The following is a 13,431-nucleotide window of genomic DNA, read 5'->3' as shown; positions in this document are numbered from 1 at the left end:
CTCGGGGAAGTCCCCGAGACCTCCACCCCTCTCTCCACCCAGGGGAGTACATCCTCACCCGGTGGGTCATCCTCCGGGAGGCCCAGCAATCGGTACGAGGGCATGACGACCCGTCCGGTCCCCGGACCTAATCTTGAACTCAAGCGGTGGGTGCAGCACTCGTCCCCCGAGGTCAGACACCCGCCGCTTACCAAGACGACAGGGAGAGGACCATGGCGGACACGGCATCGCGGACGATGATCCGCAGCGCTTCGATCCGCGTCCGCGGACGCCGCGCGCTCGCGGTGTTCGGCGGCCGCAACTCCGGCCCGCGCCACCCGCTGGTGGCGACGGCGATGGTCCTTCCTCTGGCGGCCCTGCTCCTCTTCCTCTTCGGAGGCTGGGAAGCGGTGGCCACGCAAGCGTCGTCCGTGGGCATGTTGCTGGGGCGCTGAGCGGCGCCCCTGACCCGGAAGAGCGGTCCGGGTCGGGACAACACCAAGCCCATCAGCCCCGTGGGGACGGGGGTGCGGCGGACGGCTGAGTTTGCCCGGACAGCTGGGGAGCTGTCCGGGCAAACGTGTTTCCGGTACGGGGTGCGGGTGTCGGCTGAGTGGGGGCTGTGCGGGTCGGTTCGTGGTCTCGGTCCCGTGCGGGTGCGTCGTGGCTGGTCGCGCAGTTCCCCGCGCCCCTGGATGGATGCCCTCCGGGCACCATCCTCCCCCCGCCTGTCGACGAAGCCGCCCTCCCCTTTCCGCTGAGTCCCCTTGGGCGGCGGGGCCGCCCCCCCGGGGGGGCGGAACGGGCGGGCAAGGGGGCGGCCCACCCGATCCGGGCCCACCCCGGTCCCGGCCCCTGCCCGCACCCCCGAGCACCGGCCAAGCCCGACCCCACCCCCCTCTAGGCTCCGGAGGACCATGCCCTCACCCGACCCCACCCCCGCCCCGGAACCCCTCGCCGACCGCCCCGACAGCACCGTCGTCCGCCACGGCCCCCTCGTCCTCAAGACCCACGCCCCCGACTCCGACCCCCTCGCCCTCACCACCCGCATCGCTGTCGCCGCCCACCCCCTCCTCACCGGCATCCTCCTGCCCCCACTCCCCACCCCCGCCGCAGCGACTCCCGCCCACCCCGGCCGTCCCCTCTCCGCCTGGCCCTACGGCACCCCCGTCGACCCGGACGACCCCGACGCCGCCCCGTGGGGGGAGACCGCGATCCTCCTCGCCCGCCTCCACCGCACCCCGCCGGAGGCCCTCCCCGCCCCCCTCCCGCCCATGCGCGGCCCCGCCAAAGCCGCCCGCGCCCTCGCCCGCATGCACGCCACCGCCCCGCACCCGGCCGCCCCCGACGCCCATCGCACCGTCCGCCACGCTTGGCACGGCCTCCCGGCCTGGGCCCGCGACGAACCGGACCCGGCCCGCCCCCTCACCACCCTCTGCCACGGCGACCTGCACCTCGGCCAACTCGTCCGCCACCCCGCCCCCGACGGCCCCTGGCATCTCATCGACGTCGACGACCTCGGCCTCGGCGACCCCGCCTGGGACCTGGCCCGCCCCGCCGCCTGGTACGCCGCCGGGCTCCTGCACCCCGACATCTGGCAGTGCTTCCTCGCCGCCTACCGCCACGCGGGCGGCCCCGCCGTACGCCCCGAGGGCGACCCGTGGCCCGAACTCGACATCGCCGCCCGCGCCCTGACGGTCCAGACGGCGGCCCTCGCCCTCGCCAAGTCCACCACCGAGGGCCGCCCCCTCGACGAGGTCGAGCAGCTCATGATCGACTCCTGCGCCCGCATCGCCTCCCTCCCGCCGGAGCTGGACGCAGCCCCTCCGCCGTAGGGTGAATCCCGGCCCACCGGGCATGCATCCCGGCGACGCACCGCCCGCAGAGGACCACCGAGCCGAGACCCATCGAGCCGCGACCCATCGAGGAGCGAACGCCATGCACTGTCCCAAGTGCCACGCCCCCATGCACACCTACAACCGCAACGGCGTCCAGATCGAGCAGTGCAGCAACTGCCGCGGCATCTTCCTGGACTACGGCGAGCTGGAGTCCCTGACCCGCCTCGAAGCCCAGTGGAACCAGCAGGCCCCGCCGCCGGCCGGCCCGCCCCCGCAGGCCTACCCGGCCGCCCCCGCCCCGGCCTGGGGCGCCCCGCAGCACGGCGGCCACGGCGCCCACTACGGAGGCCACCACGGCCACCACCGCCAGAAGGGCTTCGGCCGCATGCTCTTCTCCTCCTGAACCGGCCGCACCGCCGACCGGGGCTCGTCCCCGGCCCCGGTCGCCCGGCACTCCCGCCCTCCCCGCACCGGCACACCCCCGGCCCGTCACCTGGCCCAACCCCCCGTCCGGAACCTAGTGTTCGGCCCCATGACCTTCCTCGACAGGTCCCGGACCGTCGCCCCACCCGGCTGGAGCCGCTGGCTCGTCCCGCCCGCCGCGCTCGCCGTGCACCTCTCCATCGGGCAGGCGTACGCCTGGAGCGTCTTCAAGCCCCCGCTCGAAACCTCCCTCGGCCTCTCCGGCACCGCCAGCGCCCTCCCCTTCCAGCTCGGCATCGTCATGCTCGGCCTGTCCGCCGCGTTCGGCGGCACCCTCGTCGAGCGCAACGGACCCCGCTGGGCCATGTTCGTCTCCCTCGTCTGCTTCTCCTCCGGCTTCCTGATCTCCGCCCTCGGCGCCGCCACCCACCAGTTCTGGCTGATCGTCCTCGGCTACGGCTTCGTCGGCGGCATCGGCCTGGGCATCGGCTACATCTCCCCGGTCTCCACCCTCATGAAGTGGTTCCCGGACAGGCCCGGCATGGCCACCGGCATCGCCATCATGGGCTTCGGCGGGGGAGCCCTCATCGCCTCGCCCTGGTCCTCCCAGATGCTGGCGTCCTTCGGCGGCGACAAACCCGACGGCGACAGCGGCATCGCGCTGACCTTCCTGGTCATGGGCCTCGCGTACGCCGTCTTCATGTCGCTGGGCGTCCTCCTCGTCCGCGTACCGCCCCCGGACTGGAAGCCGGACGGCTGGCAGCCCGACCCCACCAGGACCCGCGCCCTGATCACCACCGCCGACGTCTCCGCCCGCAACGCCCTGCGCACCCCGCAGTTCTGGTGCCTGTGGGTGGTCCTGTGCCTCAACGTCACCGCCGGCATCGGCATCCTCGAAAAAGCCGCCCCGATGATCAAGGACTACTTCGCGGACACCCCGGCCCCCGTCTCGGTCTCCGCCGCCGCCGGATTCGTCGCCCTGCTCTCCCTCGCGAACATGACCGGCCGCATCCTCTGGGCCTCCACCTCCGACCTCATCGGCCGCAAGTCCATGTACCGCATCTACCTCGGCGTCGGCGCCCTCACCTATCTCGCCCTCGCCCACTTCGGCAACGACTCGAAACCCCTCTTCATCATCTGCGCCCTGGTGATCCTGTCCTTCTACGGCGGCGGCTTCGCCACCATCCCCGCCTACCTCAAGGACCTCTTCGGCACCTACCAGGTCGGCGCCATCCACGGCCGCCTGCTCACCGCCTGGTCCACCGCGGGCGTCCTCGGCCCCCTCATCGTCAACCGGGTCGCCGACGCCCAGGAACAGGCCGGCCACAGCGGCCCCAGCCTCTACACGACCTCCATGTACGTCATGATCGGCCTGCTCCTCGTCGGCTTCGTCGCCAACGAACTCGTCCGCCCGGTGAACCCCCGCTTCCACGAGCCCCGCCCGACCGCCCCCGAAGGGAACACCGCCCATGCCGCCCCGCAGCAGTAGCCCCCGCGCACTCGCCGTCGCCGTCTGGCTCTGGGTCCTGCTGCCCTTCGCCTACGGCAGTTACGAACTCATCCGCAAGGCCACCCAGCTCTTCACCGGCTGACCCCGCCGACCAGGAGAAACACGAAGAAGCCCCCGACCGATAACCGGCCGGGGGCTTCAACTGCTGTGCGCGATACTGGGATTGAACCAGTGACCTCTTCCGTGTCAGGGAAGCGCTCTCCCGCTGAGCTAATCGCGCGGGACGGTCCTTGCGAACCGGATCTTGCGTGGTACTGCGTGCGCGATACTGGGATTGAACCAGTGACCTCTTCCGTGTCAGGGAAGCGCTCTCCCGCTGAGCTAATCGCGCGGGACGATCCATGCGGACCGTATCTGTTCAGTTGTTCTGCGTGCGCGATACTGGGATTGAACCAGTGACCTCTTCCGTGTCAGGGAAGCGCTCTCCCGCTGAGCTAATCGCGCTTGGAGGTGGAGACGGGATTTGAACCCGTGTAGACGGCTTTGCAGGCCGTTGCCTCGCCTCTCGGCCACTCCACCAGGAGTGCTAGTAAGGGTATCGGGATGATTCCCCCACTATAGAGCGGACGACGAGACTCGAACTCGCGACATCCACCTTGGCAAGGTGGTGCTCTACCAACTGAGCTACGTCCGCTTGTCTGTTCCGTTTCACTTGCGTGTCCCGGCGACGTGTTGAACTCTAGCGGATTCCTGGGCCAGCACAAAAACGCGTTTGTGCAGCGTGCTGCGGGGTCCTCGCCGAGGAGAGGGGCAGGCACCCCCGCCCTAGACTCGACGGCGTGTCCGACCTCCCCTCCCTGGCCCGCTTCGGCGGCCTCGTCGCCTCCGATCTGCGCGATGTGACCAGCGATCCAGCGGCCCTCGACTCCACCGGCTTCTGGGCCGTCGCGGCCGACTTCGAAGGCCGTCTCGTCTGCGCCCGCTTCGGCGACGTCCGCAAGCAGCCGGTGCCCGCCCCCGTCCCCGGCGCCTGGCGCGGCCCCGCCGCCACCGACTGGACGTCCTCCCTGGACCGCGCCGCCTACACCGCGGGCGTGCGCCGCATCCGGGAGCACATCGCGAAGGGGGAGGTCTACCAGGCCAACCTCTGCCGCGTGCTGAGCGCACCCGTGGAGCCCGGGGCGGACGTCGACGCCCTCACCGCGCTCCTCGCGCGGGGCAACCCCGCTCCGTACGCAGGAACGATCCGCCTGCCCGCGCACGGCGTGGAGATCGCCACCGCGTCCCCCGAGCTCTACCTGCGCCGCGACGGCCGCACGGTGGAGTCGGGGCCCATCAAGGGCACCGGACGGACCGCGGCGGACCTCCTGGAGAAGGACCACGCCGAGAACGTGATGATCGTCGACCTGGTCCGCAACGACCTGGGCCGCGTCGCCGTCACCGGCTCCGTCACCGTCCCGCAGCTCTGCGAGGTCGAACCGCACCCCGGGCTCGTCCACCTCGTCTCGACCGTACGGGCCGAGCTGAGCCCCCACGAGGGCTGGGGCGGCCTGCTGCGCGCCACCTTCCCGCCCGGCTCCGTCACCGGCGCCCCCAAGGCCAGCGCCCTGGAGATCATCCGCGCGCTGGAGACCTCGCCGCGCGGCCCCTACTGCGGCGGCATCGGCTGGGTCGACGCCGACCGCAGGACCGGCGAGCTGGCCGTCGGCATCCGTTCGTTCTGGATCGACCGCACCGCCCCCGGCGGACCGCAGCTGCGCTTCGGTACCGGAGCGGGCATCACCTGGGGCTCCGACCCCGAGCGCGAGTGGGCCGAGACCGAGCTGAAGGCGTCCCGGCTGCTCGCGGTAGCGTCGGGTGCCTACGAGGTCACCGCGCGTACGGCATGAACAGCAGCACGACGCACAGCGCGTGGACGAAGAACAGTGAGAGAGAAGGCCGCGTCATGCAGATTTGGGTCAATGGGGGACTGGTCGACGCCGACTCGGCCCGCGTTTCCGTCCTGGACCACGGGATCACCGTGGGCGACGGCGTCTTCGAGACCATGAAGGCGACCGACGGGCAGGCCTTCGCCCTCACCCGCCACCTGGACCGGCTCACCGCCTCCGCCCGGGGCCTCGGCCTGCCCGACCCCGACCACGACGAGGTCCGCCGGGCCTGCGCCGCCGTCCTGGCCGCCAACCCGATGCCGCTGGGCCGGCTCCGCGTCACGTACACCGGCGGCCTCTCGCCGCTCGGCTCCGACCGGGGCGACGCCCCCGCCACACTGGTCGTCGCGCTCGGCGAGTCGACGCGCCGCCCCGACTCCACCGCCGTGATCACCGTCCCCTGGACGCGCAACGAGCGCAGCGCGCTGGCCGGGCTCAAGACCACCTCGTACGCGGAGAACGTCGTCGCCCTCGCCAGGGCGCGTGAGAACGGGGCGTCGGAGGCACTCTTCGCGAACACCGTCGGGCAGCTCTGCGAGGGAACGGGGTCGAACGTCTTCGTCGTCCTCGACGGACAGCTCCTCACCCCGCCCGTCGCCTCCGGCTGCCTGGCCGGCATCACCCGCGCGCTCGCCGTCGAGTGGACCGGCGCCCAGGAGGCCGACCTGCCCTTCGACGTGCTGGAGCGGGCCGACGAGATCTTCCTGACCTCCACCCTGCGCGACGTGCAGGCCGTCCACCGCGTCGACGGACGCGACCTGCCCGGGGCTCCCGGACCGGTGACCGCCAAGGCGATGCGGGTCTTCGAGGAGCGCGCGCAGGACAATCTCGAACCGTAAAACGTGATGACGGGCGGTCCCCGCAGGGGTACAACTCCCGTGATGACGACGACCCTACGGCCGACCGGGCCGCTTTCGACCAGCGCCGACGGCGCGCGCACGCGCCCCTACGAAGTGTGCGTCAACAGCCGCCCCGTCGGCACCGCCCGCATCGAGACCGTGCCCGAGTTCGGCACCAAGGTCGGCCGGATCGCCTCGCTGCACATCGAGGAGCCGGACCGCCGCCGGGGCCGCGGCACGGTCGCGGCGCTGGCCGCCGAGGAGGTCCTGCGCGGCTGGGGCTGCGACCAGATCGAGGTCTCCGTACCCGCGGACGCCGAACCGGCCCTGCGCATGACGACCGCACTCGGCTACGTCGAGCGCAGCCGCAACATGCTCAAGGACCTCCCCGCCGAGCCCCCGCCGCTGCCCGCCGAGGTGACCTTCCGGCCCGTGACGCAGGAGGAGTACGACGCCTGGCGCGCCCAGGACACCGCGAACTTCGCGCAGAACTGGATCGACCGGGGCCTCACCCCCGCCCAGGCCCGCGCCAAGGCGGAGTCGAGCGAACGCCGCTTCCTCCCCGAGGGCCTGGCCACCCCGCACACCTGGATCAGCCGCCTGGTGCGCGAGGGCGAGCCGGTCGGCCTGCTGTGGCTCGGCCGGCACACGTCCGAGGAGGGCGAGCACAGTGCCTTCGTGTACTCCGTCGAGGTCGACGAGGACCAGCGCGGCCGCGGCTACGGGCGGGCCCTCATGACGGTGGCCGAGCGGATCGCCCTCCAGGCCGGCGAGCGCCGCATCGGCCTGCACGTCTTCGCCGGGAACACCCCGGCCCTGCGCCTGTACGAGTCCCTCGGCTACCGCACGACCACCGTGAACAGCTTCAAGCAGCTGCTCTAGTACGTCTCAGCCCTGCTGCTCGGCCAGCAGCTTGTCCGCGATCTCCTCGATGCGCTCCCGCAGCCCCGACTGGTCCTTGCTGCCGTCGAGGAGCTGCCCGCCGATCTCGTACGTCGGCGTGCCCGTCACCTTGACCGCCTTGCCCTCGGCCTGGTCGGCGTCCACGATCAGCATGTGCCGCCCGTCGATCAGCGCGGTGTCGAACTCCTCGGCGTCCAGGCCGAGTTCACCCGCCACCTCGATCAGCACCGGCTTCCCGCGCTCGCCCAGCTCCTCGGTGCGGGCCAGCACCGCCGTCACGTACTCCCAGCCCTTGCCCTGCTGGTACGCCTCCTCGGCGGCCTGCGCGGCGTCGTGGGCGTGGGCGTGCTTCTCCAGCGGGAAGTGCCGCAGCCGGATGTCGATGCGGTCGCCATAGCGGGCCCGCAGGGCGTCGAGGTCGGTGAGGGCGGTGCGGCAGTCGGGGCACTGGAGCTCGCACCAGACGTCCAGGACGACGGGGGAGACGGGGGAGGGGTTGCTCATGGGGCCAGTCTCCCAGTCGTACGGGCGCGGCCCCAACCGGGACCTGGGGAGGAGCCGCACCCCGGAGATCTCCCTGAGACCGGGGCCGGGGATGGCCGCGCGCGTGCGGGGCGGTGCAGGATGGAAGGGACCGTACTTTCCACCGCTGGAGGACCGATGCTGCTGGTTGAGACCGTCTGTTCCGCGGTGTCCGCCGCAGGCCTGGGCATTGCCGCGATCACGGCGTACCGGAAGCGCTTCCTCACCGCGACCCGCCTGGCCGCCTACTCGCTGGTGCCGGTCGGCCTGGTGATGATCGGGGCGGTCGGCTGGCTGTCCGACATCGTCTTCAAGCCGGTCGTCTGGGCGGGCCTCGGCGTACTGGGCCTGGCCTGGCTGCTCTTCGTCACCACCCGCTTCGTGGAACGCCGCAGCGGCGGCACCCGCAAGGAGCGCAAGGCCGCGAAGGCGGCACAGCGCGAGGCCGTCGCCCCGGCGGCGTCCGCCCCCTCGCTCGGCACGGCACGCCCCGCGGGCACGCCGGCCGCTGCCCCGGCTCAGGCACCCGCGCAGGCCAAGGGCAAGAAGCCCGACGACGACTTCGCCGACATCGAGGCGATCCTGAAGAAGCACGGGATCTGATCCGGTCGAGAACCTCACCGGGTTTCGCGCGGACCGGTCGAACGAACACACCGGAGCCGCCCAATCCGGTGAACTGCCGCCATTCGTGGGCGTGATGGTCATCCCGTACCACCGGGCTGCGTCATCATCAGCCCGAGATGCTCCAGACCTCCCCTGACGAGACCCCGGCACCCGCGCCCGCCGAAGAAGCGCGCGGGTGCCTCTTCGCGCTCTCCCAGCCGCCGCTGATGATCTTCCTCGCGTTCATCGGCACGCTGCTCCTGATGGGAGCGGTCCATGACCTGTTTTTGGACTGACGCAGCCTGGACTGACACGGCCCGGACCGGGACCTTCGCGCCCGGCCGTCAGCCGGAGGCTTCCTTACGCCGCGCCCGGTAGGCCGCCACGTGCAGCCGGTTCCCGCAGGTCCGGCTGTCGCAGTAGCGCCGGGAGCGGTTGCGCGAGAGGTCCACGAACGCGTGCCGGCAGTCCGGCGCCTCGCAGCGCCGCAGCCGCTCCAGCTCCCCGGACACCAGGATGAACGACAGGGCCATCCCGCAGTCCGCCGCCAGGTGGTCCGCCATCGAGGCGCCGGGCGCGAAGTAGTGCACGTGCCAGTGGTAGCCGTCGTGGTCGGTCAGCCGGGGCGTCGTCCCGGCCGCCGCGATCAGCTGGTTGATCAGCTCGGCCGCCGTGCGCGGGTCGGACGCCCCGAACACGTCCGCGAAGCGGGCCCGTACCTCTCGTACGGCACGGACGTCGGCCCAGGTCAGCTCGCCGACGTCGCTCACGTCGTAACGCACCGCGAAATCGGTCAGCGCCTCGACGTCCGTGAGGCGGTCCGTGGGCTCGCTCTCCGGCGCGGTGTTCACGAGGCCGACGACGACGTCGAGGGCTCGCCGGGTGTCGTGGGGGATCAGCACGCTTTGCTCCCTGGCCTGCGCGGGCCGTTGCCCGCCGATGCTCGCCGACTCTAGCCGCTCGTGCCCAGAACGCTACGGACAGTGCCCCGCCCCTGGCGCGATCCTGGCGGAAGCGGGCACGGCTGCGCCGCCGTCGCGGTGGATTCCGCGACGGCGGCGCAGTCGGCAAGGCTTATGAAGTTGTCCCTATGAGGTTGTCCGATCCGCGCCGTCTCCCCGAGTCGGACGGCGAGGAACGACTCTCGACCTGGCTCAGCTTTCGGCCAGGATGTGAGAGAGCTCCGTGTCGAGGTCGAAGTGCCGGTGTTCAGTGCCGGGTGGCACTGCGGCATCCGTCCTCTTCAGGAACGACTCAAGCGCCCGCGCCGGGGCTTCGAGCAGGGCCTCGCCCTCCGGTGAGCTCAGGGCGATGCAGACGACGCCCTGACCGTGGCTCCGGGACGGCCAGACTCGGACGTCGCCGGTTCCGGTGGGCCGGTGCAGGCCCTCGGCGAGGAGATCGCGGGCGAAGACCCACTCGACCGTTTCCTCGGCTCCGGTGTGGAAGGTGGCATGCACGGCATAGGGATCGGCCGTGTCGTACCGCAGGCCCGCGGGTACAGGCAGTGATGACTCGCTCGACACAACGAGGCGCAGGTGCAGCTCGCAGCTGACCGTGGTGTTCATAAGCGCCAGGGCCTTTCGCTCAGTGTGCGCTCGGGGATTCGCACGTCGGCGAAATCGACATGCCACCTCCAGGGCCGTTGTAAACCCTTATGAGTGTTTTGAGTCTCTTGATGTCGCTCGTACGGCCGAGTCCGGACTTGACTCGTACGGCCATTCCAGTGAAGGCGATCGGTCCGGTAGGTTGGGCCCATGAATGCGGAGAGTGACGAGCGGGACGGGGTCGTCGCGACGCCGACGACCGGTCCCGAAACGGGGGGCGCCACCGACGGGCGAGGGCTCGGATCGCGTGCGCCGCAGTACATCCAGGCACGGAAGACGCTCCACCTCAGCTGGCAGGTCGGGGTCTTCGTCGTCGGCCTCGCGGTCGTGATCGCGGGCATCATCATGCTTCCGCTGCCGGGACCCGGCTGGGTCGTGATCTTCGGCGGCATGGCGATCTGGGCGACCGAGTTCGTCTGGGCCCAGCTGGTGATGCGCTGGACGAAGCGGAAACTCACCGAGGCGGCCCAGAAGGCCCTCGACCCGAAGGTTCGGCGGCGGAACATCATCCTCACCACCATCGGGTTGGTGATCATCGCCGTACTGGTCGGGATCTACGTCTGGAAGTTCGGCATCGTGATGCCGTGGAAGATCAACGAGTGACGATCGCGGACCACCCGGGAAAGTGGTCGGGGGCACGCGCTGACATGCGGTAATGTTCTGTCTGTGCCCGGGCGATTAGCTCAGTGGGAGAGCACTTCGTTCACACCGAAGGGGTCACTGGTTCGAACCCAGTATCGCCCACCCGGGATCAGAGGCCCGAGAGACGCAAACCGTCTCTCGGGCCTCTGGCGTTTCCTCGGGACCCTCGCGGGAGGGCCCCGGGGAAGCCGCCGTCAGCGGAGCCGGCCGATCCGCTCCCGCAGCCTGCGGGCATCACGCAGGCGCTGCTCGTACGTCGCCCCCACGGCCAGCAGCAGCATCCCGGCCAGCGCCGGCGGCAGCCAGCGGGGCAGTGCGTCGACGACCTGGACGGCGTACGGAGCCAGCTCGTGCAGCGAGACCAGGCTCAGCACCACCGCACCGAGCAGCAGCGGCGCCCCCAGCCGGAACCTGGCGCCCAGCAGGGTCACCACCAGCGCCGCCACCCCCAGCAGCAGCGGACGCTGCCAGTGCGTGTCCGCCCAGGCCGCGATCAGGCTCGGCACCAGGGTCATCGACAGCCCCGCGCCGTACGCGAGCCAGGAGGACGCCTGCGGGTCGCGGCGGCGGCGCAGCACGCCCACCGTCAGCGCCAGGATGCTCGCAGGGATCGTGTACGCCTCCGGGTCGGCGACCTCCGAGGCCGCCAGCCGCGCCCAGGTCGCCGCGACGAACAGGCCCCCGGCCGCCCAGCCCACCGCCCGGCGCTCCGGCCGGACCGCCGTGCCGGCGGCGATCACACCGCACAGGGCCAGGACGAGGGAGAACGTGGGCAGGTGGGCCGCCGCGAGGACCGGCGGAACCAGGCCCGAGACCGCGCCCGCGATCTCCAGAGGGACGCTGCGCACCCGTACCGCCAGCAGCGCCACCAGGGCGGGCACCGCGAGGGCCAGGAGCGCCGTGTGCTGCGCCGGGAGGCCGAGGGCGGCCCCCGAGGCGCAGGCCAGTGCCATGGCGTGCACGACGCAGGAGACCACGCCCAGGGCCCGTACGAGAGACGCCTGCGTACGGACGGTCAGGACGAGCCCGAGCAGGAGCAGGGCGCCGAGGACGGCGAACGTGGTGCCGCGGCTCGCCAGCGCCAGGAAGGACACCGTGACGGAGACCACCGCGCCGGTTGCCAGCGCCGCGTGCGAGGAGGCGGACGGAGCGGTCCGCGCCGCGAGGGCCAGGGCGGTGGCCGCCACGACGACGTACAGGGCGAGCCCGACGACGTACGGCAGGTTCAGCGCGACCGGGACGGCCAGCAGCGCGGCGGCCGTGAGCAGGACCGTGCCGACGGCGGACGCGGGGTGCGGGCGGCGGCGGTGGAAGAGCGCCAGGGCGGCTGCCGAGGCCAGGAGGATCAGCGGCGCGGTCGACATCGCCTCCCAGGGCAGGGCCCACTCCTCGCCGTCGGCCAGGATGCTCCGGAAGGTCCCCGGCAGGCCCTGCCACGTGGCGGCGAGGGCCGAGAGCGGGGCCGACATCAGGGTCAGCATCAGCGCGGGCAGCGTGGAGAGCACCGCGCCCGTCGTGACGGCGGCCGAGGACCAGGCCAGGCCGTGCCGGACGGGCCGGGACAGACGCGAGGCCGCCGCGACCGCTGCGAGCAGGGCCAGCGCGCACGCCAGGTACAGCGGAACCGTCCAGGCGAGCGGCAGCGCGGGCCGCAGGAGACCGCCGACGGCAGCCGTGACGGCCAGACCCGCAACCACGGCCGTCGCGACCTGCGGACGCCGCAGGGAGGCACCGAGGGCGAGCACACCGCCCGCGAGCAGCAGGGCGCAGGAGGTCAGCGCATCGGCGGGGGAGCCCGCGAAGGGGGACAGGAACAGGGCGGTCAGCAGGACGGCGGACCCGGCCGCCCACGCGAGCACCGCAGCGAGGACCCGCAGGGCGGCGAACGGGGGCGCGATGGCAGCGGCAGGGGCCGGGGCACCGGTGGGCCCGCCGCCGGCCGGTGCCGCGGGGTGCGGGGTGGCTGCGGGGGCCCTGTGCGGCAGCTTGCGGAGGGCGAGCAGGGTGTCCAGGGCGGCGGTGGTCAGGAGGGCCCAGAGGACAGGCGTTGGGGTGGTGGAGTGGGACAAGGCATAGAGCGGGAGCGGGAGTTGGGCGAGCAGGAGGGCGGCGGGGAGAGGGGTGCGCAGGCGAGGGAGGAGGAGACCGTACGACGCCCAGAGGACGGCGAGAGCGGTCGAGGCCGCCGCCGTGTAGGCCGTGCCGTCCGCATCGGGGAAGGCCACTTGGTGCAGCGCGTACGCGTCCAGCATCGTCAGGACGAGACCGAGCACCGCCACCGACTCCGCCGTCGCCACCAGACCCCGGCGGATCAGCAACGCCGGAGCGGCCAGCGCCGCCGCCGTCACCAGGGCCAGCACGGCGGAACGCCCCGCGATCCCCAACTGCCCCCAGCCCACCAGCGTGAACGCCAGCGCGGCAACGGCCAGCAGGATGCCGCCCAGGGTGAGCAGCACGTTCTGCGCACTCGGACCGGGCTGCGGCGCAACGTTCCCCGCGGGGGCGGCCGGCCCGGGCGGCGGCGGGACCGGGGAATGGAGGAGGTGCAGCAGCCAGGCGCGGCGGCGCAGCAACTGGGCGCGGTGCGCGTCGAGTCGCAGCAGCTCCTGGTCGAGCCGGCGCAACTCCTCGGCCGGTGCGAGCGGCGGAACGTTCGTCATGGGGCGAGTGTGCGGCCGTACGAGGGCCAGGTCATGG

15 protein-coding genes and 6 tRNA genes are annotated in these 13,431 nt (G+C 72.3%); 12 read left to right on the top strand and 9 right to left on the bottom strand.

Annotation, left to right across the window (positions count from 1 at the left end; translation table 11 throughout):
* Window positions 1–212: 212 nt before the first annotated feature.
* From IE269_RS35525 to IE269_RS43465, 5 genes are all read left to right on the top strand, one after another.
* The gene (locus tag IE269_RS35525) at window positions 213–434 is read left to right on the top strand and encodes a hypothetical protein (RefSeq protein ID WP_189827405.1); all 222 of its coding nucleotides are present in this window, start codon (window positions 213–215) and stop codon (window positions 432–434) included.
* 462 nt (window positions 435–896) lie between these two features.
* Complete coding sequence (locus IE269_RS35520; RefSeq protein ID WP_189827404.1) at window positions 897–1,814, top strand: phosphotransferase; 918 nt, start codon at window positions 897–899, stop codon at window positions 1,812–1,814.
* A 103-nt stretch (window positions 1,815–1,917) separates the two neighbouring features.
* Window positions 1,918–2,220: a TFIIB-type zinc ribbon-containing protein gene (locus IE269_RS35515; RefSeq protein WP_189827403.1), complete on the top strand. Its 303-nt coding sequence runs from the start codon at window positions 1,918–1,920 to the stop codon at window positions 2,218–2,220.
* 129 nt (window positions 2,221–2,349) lie between these two features.
* Entirely contained in the window at window positions 2,350–3,729 is a 1,380-nt protein-coding gene (locus IE269_RS35510; RefSeq protein WP_189827402.1) for an L-lactate MFS transporter, read from the top strand.
* Window positions 3,710–3,832 (top strand): MFS transporter small subunit, encoded by a 123-nt coding sequence (locus IE269_RS43465; RefSeq protein WP_268253618.1) that lies wholly within the window; start codon window positions 3,710–3,712, stop codon window positions 3,830–3,832. The genes IE269_RS35510 and IE269_RS43465 overlap by 20 nt, the downstream gene beginning before the upstream one ends.
* A 66-nt stretch (window positions 3,833–3,898) precedes the next feature.
* On the opposite strand, the gene IE269_RS35505 is transcribed toward IE269_RS43465, so the two are convergent.
* The 5 genes from IE269_RS35505 to IE269_RS35485 all read right to left on the bottom strand — a co-directional run bounded on the left by IE269_RS35505 (window position 3,899) and on the right by IE269_RS35485 (window position 4,384).
* Window positions 3,899–3,970: transfer RNA gene (locus IE269_RS35505), tRNA-Val, on the bottom strand.
* 39 nt (window positions 3,971–4,009) lie between these two features.
* Window positions 4,010–4,081, bottom strand: a tRNA-Val gene (locus tag IE269_RS35500).
* 41 nt (window positions 4,082–4,122) lie between these two features.
* Window positions 4,123–4,194, bottom strand: a tRNA-Val gene (locus IE269_RS35495).
* 1 nt (window position 4,195) lies between these two features.
* A tRNA-Cys gene (locus IE269_RS35490) sits at window positions 4,196–4,269 on the bottom strand.
* A 42-nt stretch (window positions 4,270–4,311) separates the two neighbouring features.
* Window positions 4,312–4,384, bottom strand: a tRNA-Gly gene (locus IE269_RS35485).
* 145 nt (window positions 4,385–4,529) lie between these two features.
* Here IE269_RS35485 and IE269_RS35480 point away from each other — a divergent pair.
* From IE269_RS35480 to IE269_RS35470, 3 genes are read left to right on the top strand one after another with little or no spacing between them, the layout of a single operon-like run.
* Complete coding sequence (locus IE269_RS35480; protein ID WP_189827401.1) at window positions 4,530–5,579, top strand: chorismate-binding protein; 1,050 nt, start codon at window positions 4,530–4,532, stop codon at window positions 5,577–5,579.
* A gap of 56 nt (window positions 5,580–5,635) precedes the next feature.
* A complete protein-coding gene (locus IE269_RS35475) occupies window positions 5,636–6,457 on the top strand; it encodes an aminotransferase class IV (protein ID WP_189827400.1) in 822 nt (273 codons plus the stop codon).
* 42 nt (window positions 6,458–6,499) lie between these two features.
* Window positions 6,500–7,339: a GNAT family N-acetyltransferase gene (locus IE269_RS35470; RefSeq protein WP_189827399.1), complete on the top strand. Its 840-nt coding sequence runs from the start codon at window positions 6,500–6,502 to the stop codon at window positions 7,337–7,339.
* Between the two features lie 6 nt (window positions 7,340–7,345).
* Here IE269_RS35470 and IE269_RS35465 read toward each other — a convergent pair whose 3' ends face one another.
* Window positions 7,346–7,864, bottom strand: a complete 519-nt coding sequence (locus IE269_RS35465) for a DsbA family protein (protein WP_189827398.1) — start codon at window positions 7,862–7,864, stop codon at window positions 7,346–7,348.
* A 159-nt stretch (window positions 7,865–8,023) separates the two neighbouring features.
* Here IE269_RS35465 and IE269_RS35460 point away from each other — a divergent pair, with 159 nt between their 5' ends.
* Together IE269_RS35460 and IE269_RS35455 are read left to right on the top strand one after the other, a co-directional pair.
* Window positions 8,024–8,485: a hypothetical protein gene (locus IE269_RS35460; RefSeq protein WP_189827479.1), complete on the top strand. Its 462-nt coding sequence runs from the start codon at window positions 8,024–8,026 to the stop codon at window positions 8,483–8,485.
* 137 nt (window positions 8,486–8,622) lie between these two features.
* Window positions 8,623–8,781: a hypothetical protein gene (locus IE269_RS35455; protein ID WP_189827397.1), complete on the top strand. Its 159-nt coding sequence runs from the start codon at window positions 8,623–8,625 to the stop codon at window positions 8,779–8,781.
* A 48-nt stretch (window positions 8,782–8,829) separates the two neighbouring features.
* Here IE269_RS35455 and IE269_RS35450 read toward each other — a convergent pair whose 3' ends face one another.
* Both IE269_RS35450 and IE269_RS35445 read right to left on the bottom strand, forming a co-directional pair.
* Complete coding sequence (locus tag IE269_RS35450) at window positions 8,830–9,387, bottom strand: CGNR zinc finger domain-containing protein (protein ID WP_189827396.1); 558 nt, start codon at window positions 9,385–9,387, stop codon at window positions 8,830–8,832.
* A 252-nt stretch (window positions 9,388–9,639) separates the two neighbouring features.
* On the bottom strand, window positions 9,640–10,053 hold the full coding sequence (locus IE269_RS35445) for an SsgA family sporulation/cell division regulator (protein WP_003959770.1): 414 nt from the start codon (window positions 10,051–10,053) through the stop codon (window positions 9,640–9,642).
* A gap of 189 nt (window positions 10,054–10,242) precedes the next feature.
* Between IE269_RS35445 and IE269_RS35440 the strand changes: the two genes are divergently transcribed.
* Both IE269_RS35440 and IE269_RS35435 read left to right on the top strand, forming a co-directional pair.
* On the top strand, window positions 10,243–10,695 hold the full coding sequence (locus tag IE269_RS35440; RefSeq protein ID WP_189827395.1) for a TIGR02611 family protein: 453 nt from the start codon (window positions 10,243–10,245) through the stop codon (window positions 10,693–10,695).
* A gap of 69 nt (window positions 10,696–10,764) precedes the next feature.
* Window positions 10,765–10,836, top strand: a tRNA-Val gene (locus tag IE269_RS35435).
* 92 nt (window positions 10,837–10,928) lie between these two features.
* Here the strand turns inward: IE269_RS35435 and IE269_RS43460 are convergent.
* Entirely contained in the window at window positions 10,929–13,394 is a 2,466-nt protein-coding gene (locus IE269_RS43460; RefSeq protein WP_229898125.1) for an SCO7613 C-terminal domain-containing membrane protein, read from the bottom strand.
* Window positions 13,395–13,431: the final 37 nt, after the last annotated feature.

Origin of the sequence: Streptomyces spiroverticillatus (assembly GCA_014650415.1) — a bacterium.
GTDB classification, from domain to species: Bacteria; Actinomycetota; Actinomycetes; order Streptomycetales; family Streptomycetaceae; genus Streptomyces; species Streptomyces spiroverticillatus.
Note: the sequence above shows the minus strand (reverse complement) of the source record. Positions and strands in the feature narration are given on the sequence as shown.

What these genes read in the sequence shown, in the direction of transcription:
- IE269_RS35525 (WP_189827405.1), top strand. Translation starts at nt 213, where the DNA reads ATGGCGGACACGGCATCGCGGACGATGATCCGCAGCGCTTCGATCCGC.
- IE269_RS35520 (WP_189827404.1), top strand. Translation starts at nt 897, where the DNA reads ATGCCCTCACCCGACCCCACCCCCGCCCCGGAACCCCTCGCCGACCGC.
- IE269_RS35515 (WP_189827403.1), top strand. Translation starts at nt 1,918, where the DNA reads ATGCACTGTCCCAAGTGCCACGCCCCCATGCACACCTACAACCGCAAC.
- IE269_RS35510 (WP_189827402.1), top strand. Translation starts at nt 2,350, where the DNA reads ATGACCTTCCTCGACAGGTCCCGGACCGTCGCCCCACCCGGCTGGAGC.
- IE269_RS43465 (WP_268253618.1), top strand. Translation starts at nt 3,710, where the DNA reads ATGCCGCCCCGCAGCAGTAGCCCCCGCGCACTCGCCGTCGCCGTCTGG.
- IE269_RS35475 (WP_189827400.1), top strand. Translation starts at nt 5,636, where the DNA reads ATGCAGATTTGGGTCAATGGGGGACTGGTCGACGCCGACTCGGCCCGC.
- IE269_RS35470 (WP_189827399.1), top strand. Translation starts at nt 6,500, where the DNA reads ATGACGACGACCCTACGGCCGACCGGGCCGCTTTCGACCAGCGCCGAC.
- IE269_RS35465 (WP_189827398.1), bottom strand. Translation starts at nt 7,864, where the DNA reads ATGAGCAACCCCTCCCCCGTCTCCCCCGTCGTCCTGGACGTCTGGTGC.
- IE269_RS35455 (WP_189827397.1), top strand. Translation starts at nt 8,623, where the DNA reads ATGCTCCAGACCTCCCCTGACGAGACCCCGGCACCCGCGCCCGCCGAA.
- IE269_RS35445 (WP_003959770.1), bottom strand. Translation starts at nt 10,053, where the DNA reads ATGAACACCACGGTCAGCTGCGAGCTGCACCTGCGCCTCGTTGTGTCG.
- IE269_RS35440 (WP_189827395.1), top strand. Translation starts at nt 10,243, where the DNA reads ATGAATGCGGAGAGTGACGAGCGGGACGGGGTCGTCGCGACGCCGACG.
- IE269_RS43460 (WP_229898125.1), bottom strand. Translation starts at nt 13,394, where the DNA reads ATGACGAACGTTCCGCCGCTCGCACCGGCCGAGGAGTTGCGCCGGCTC.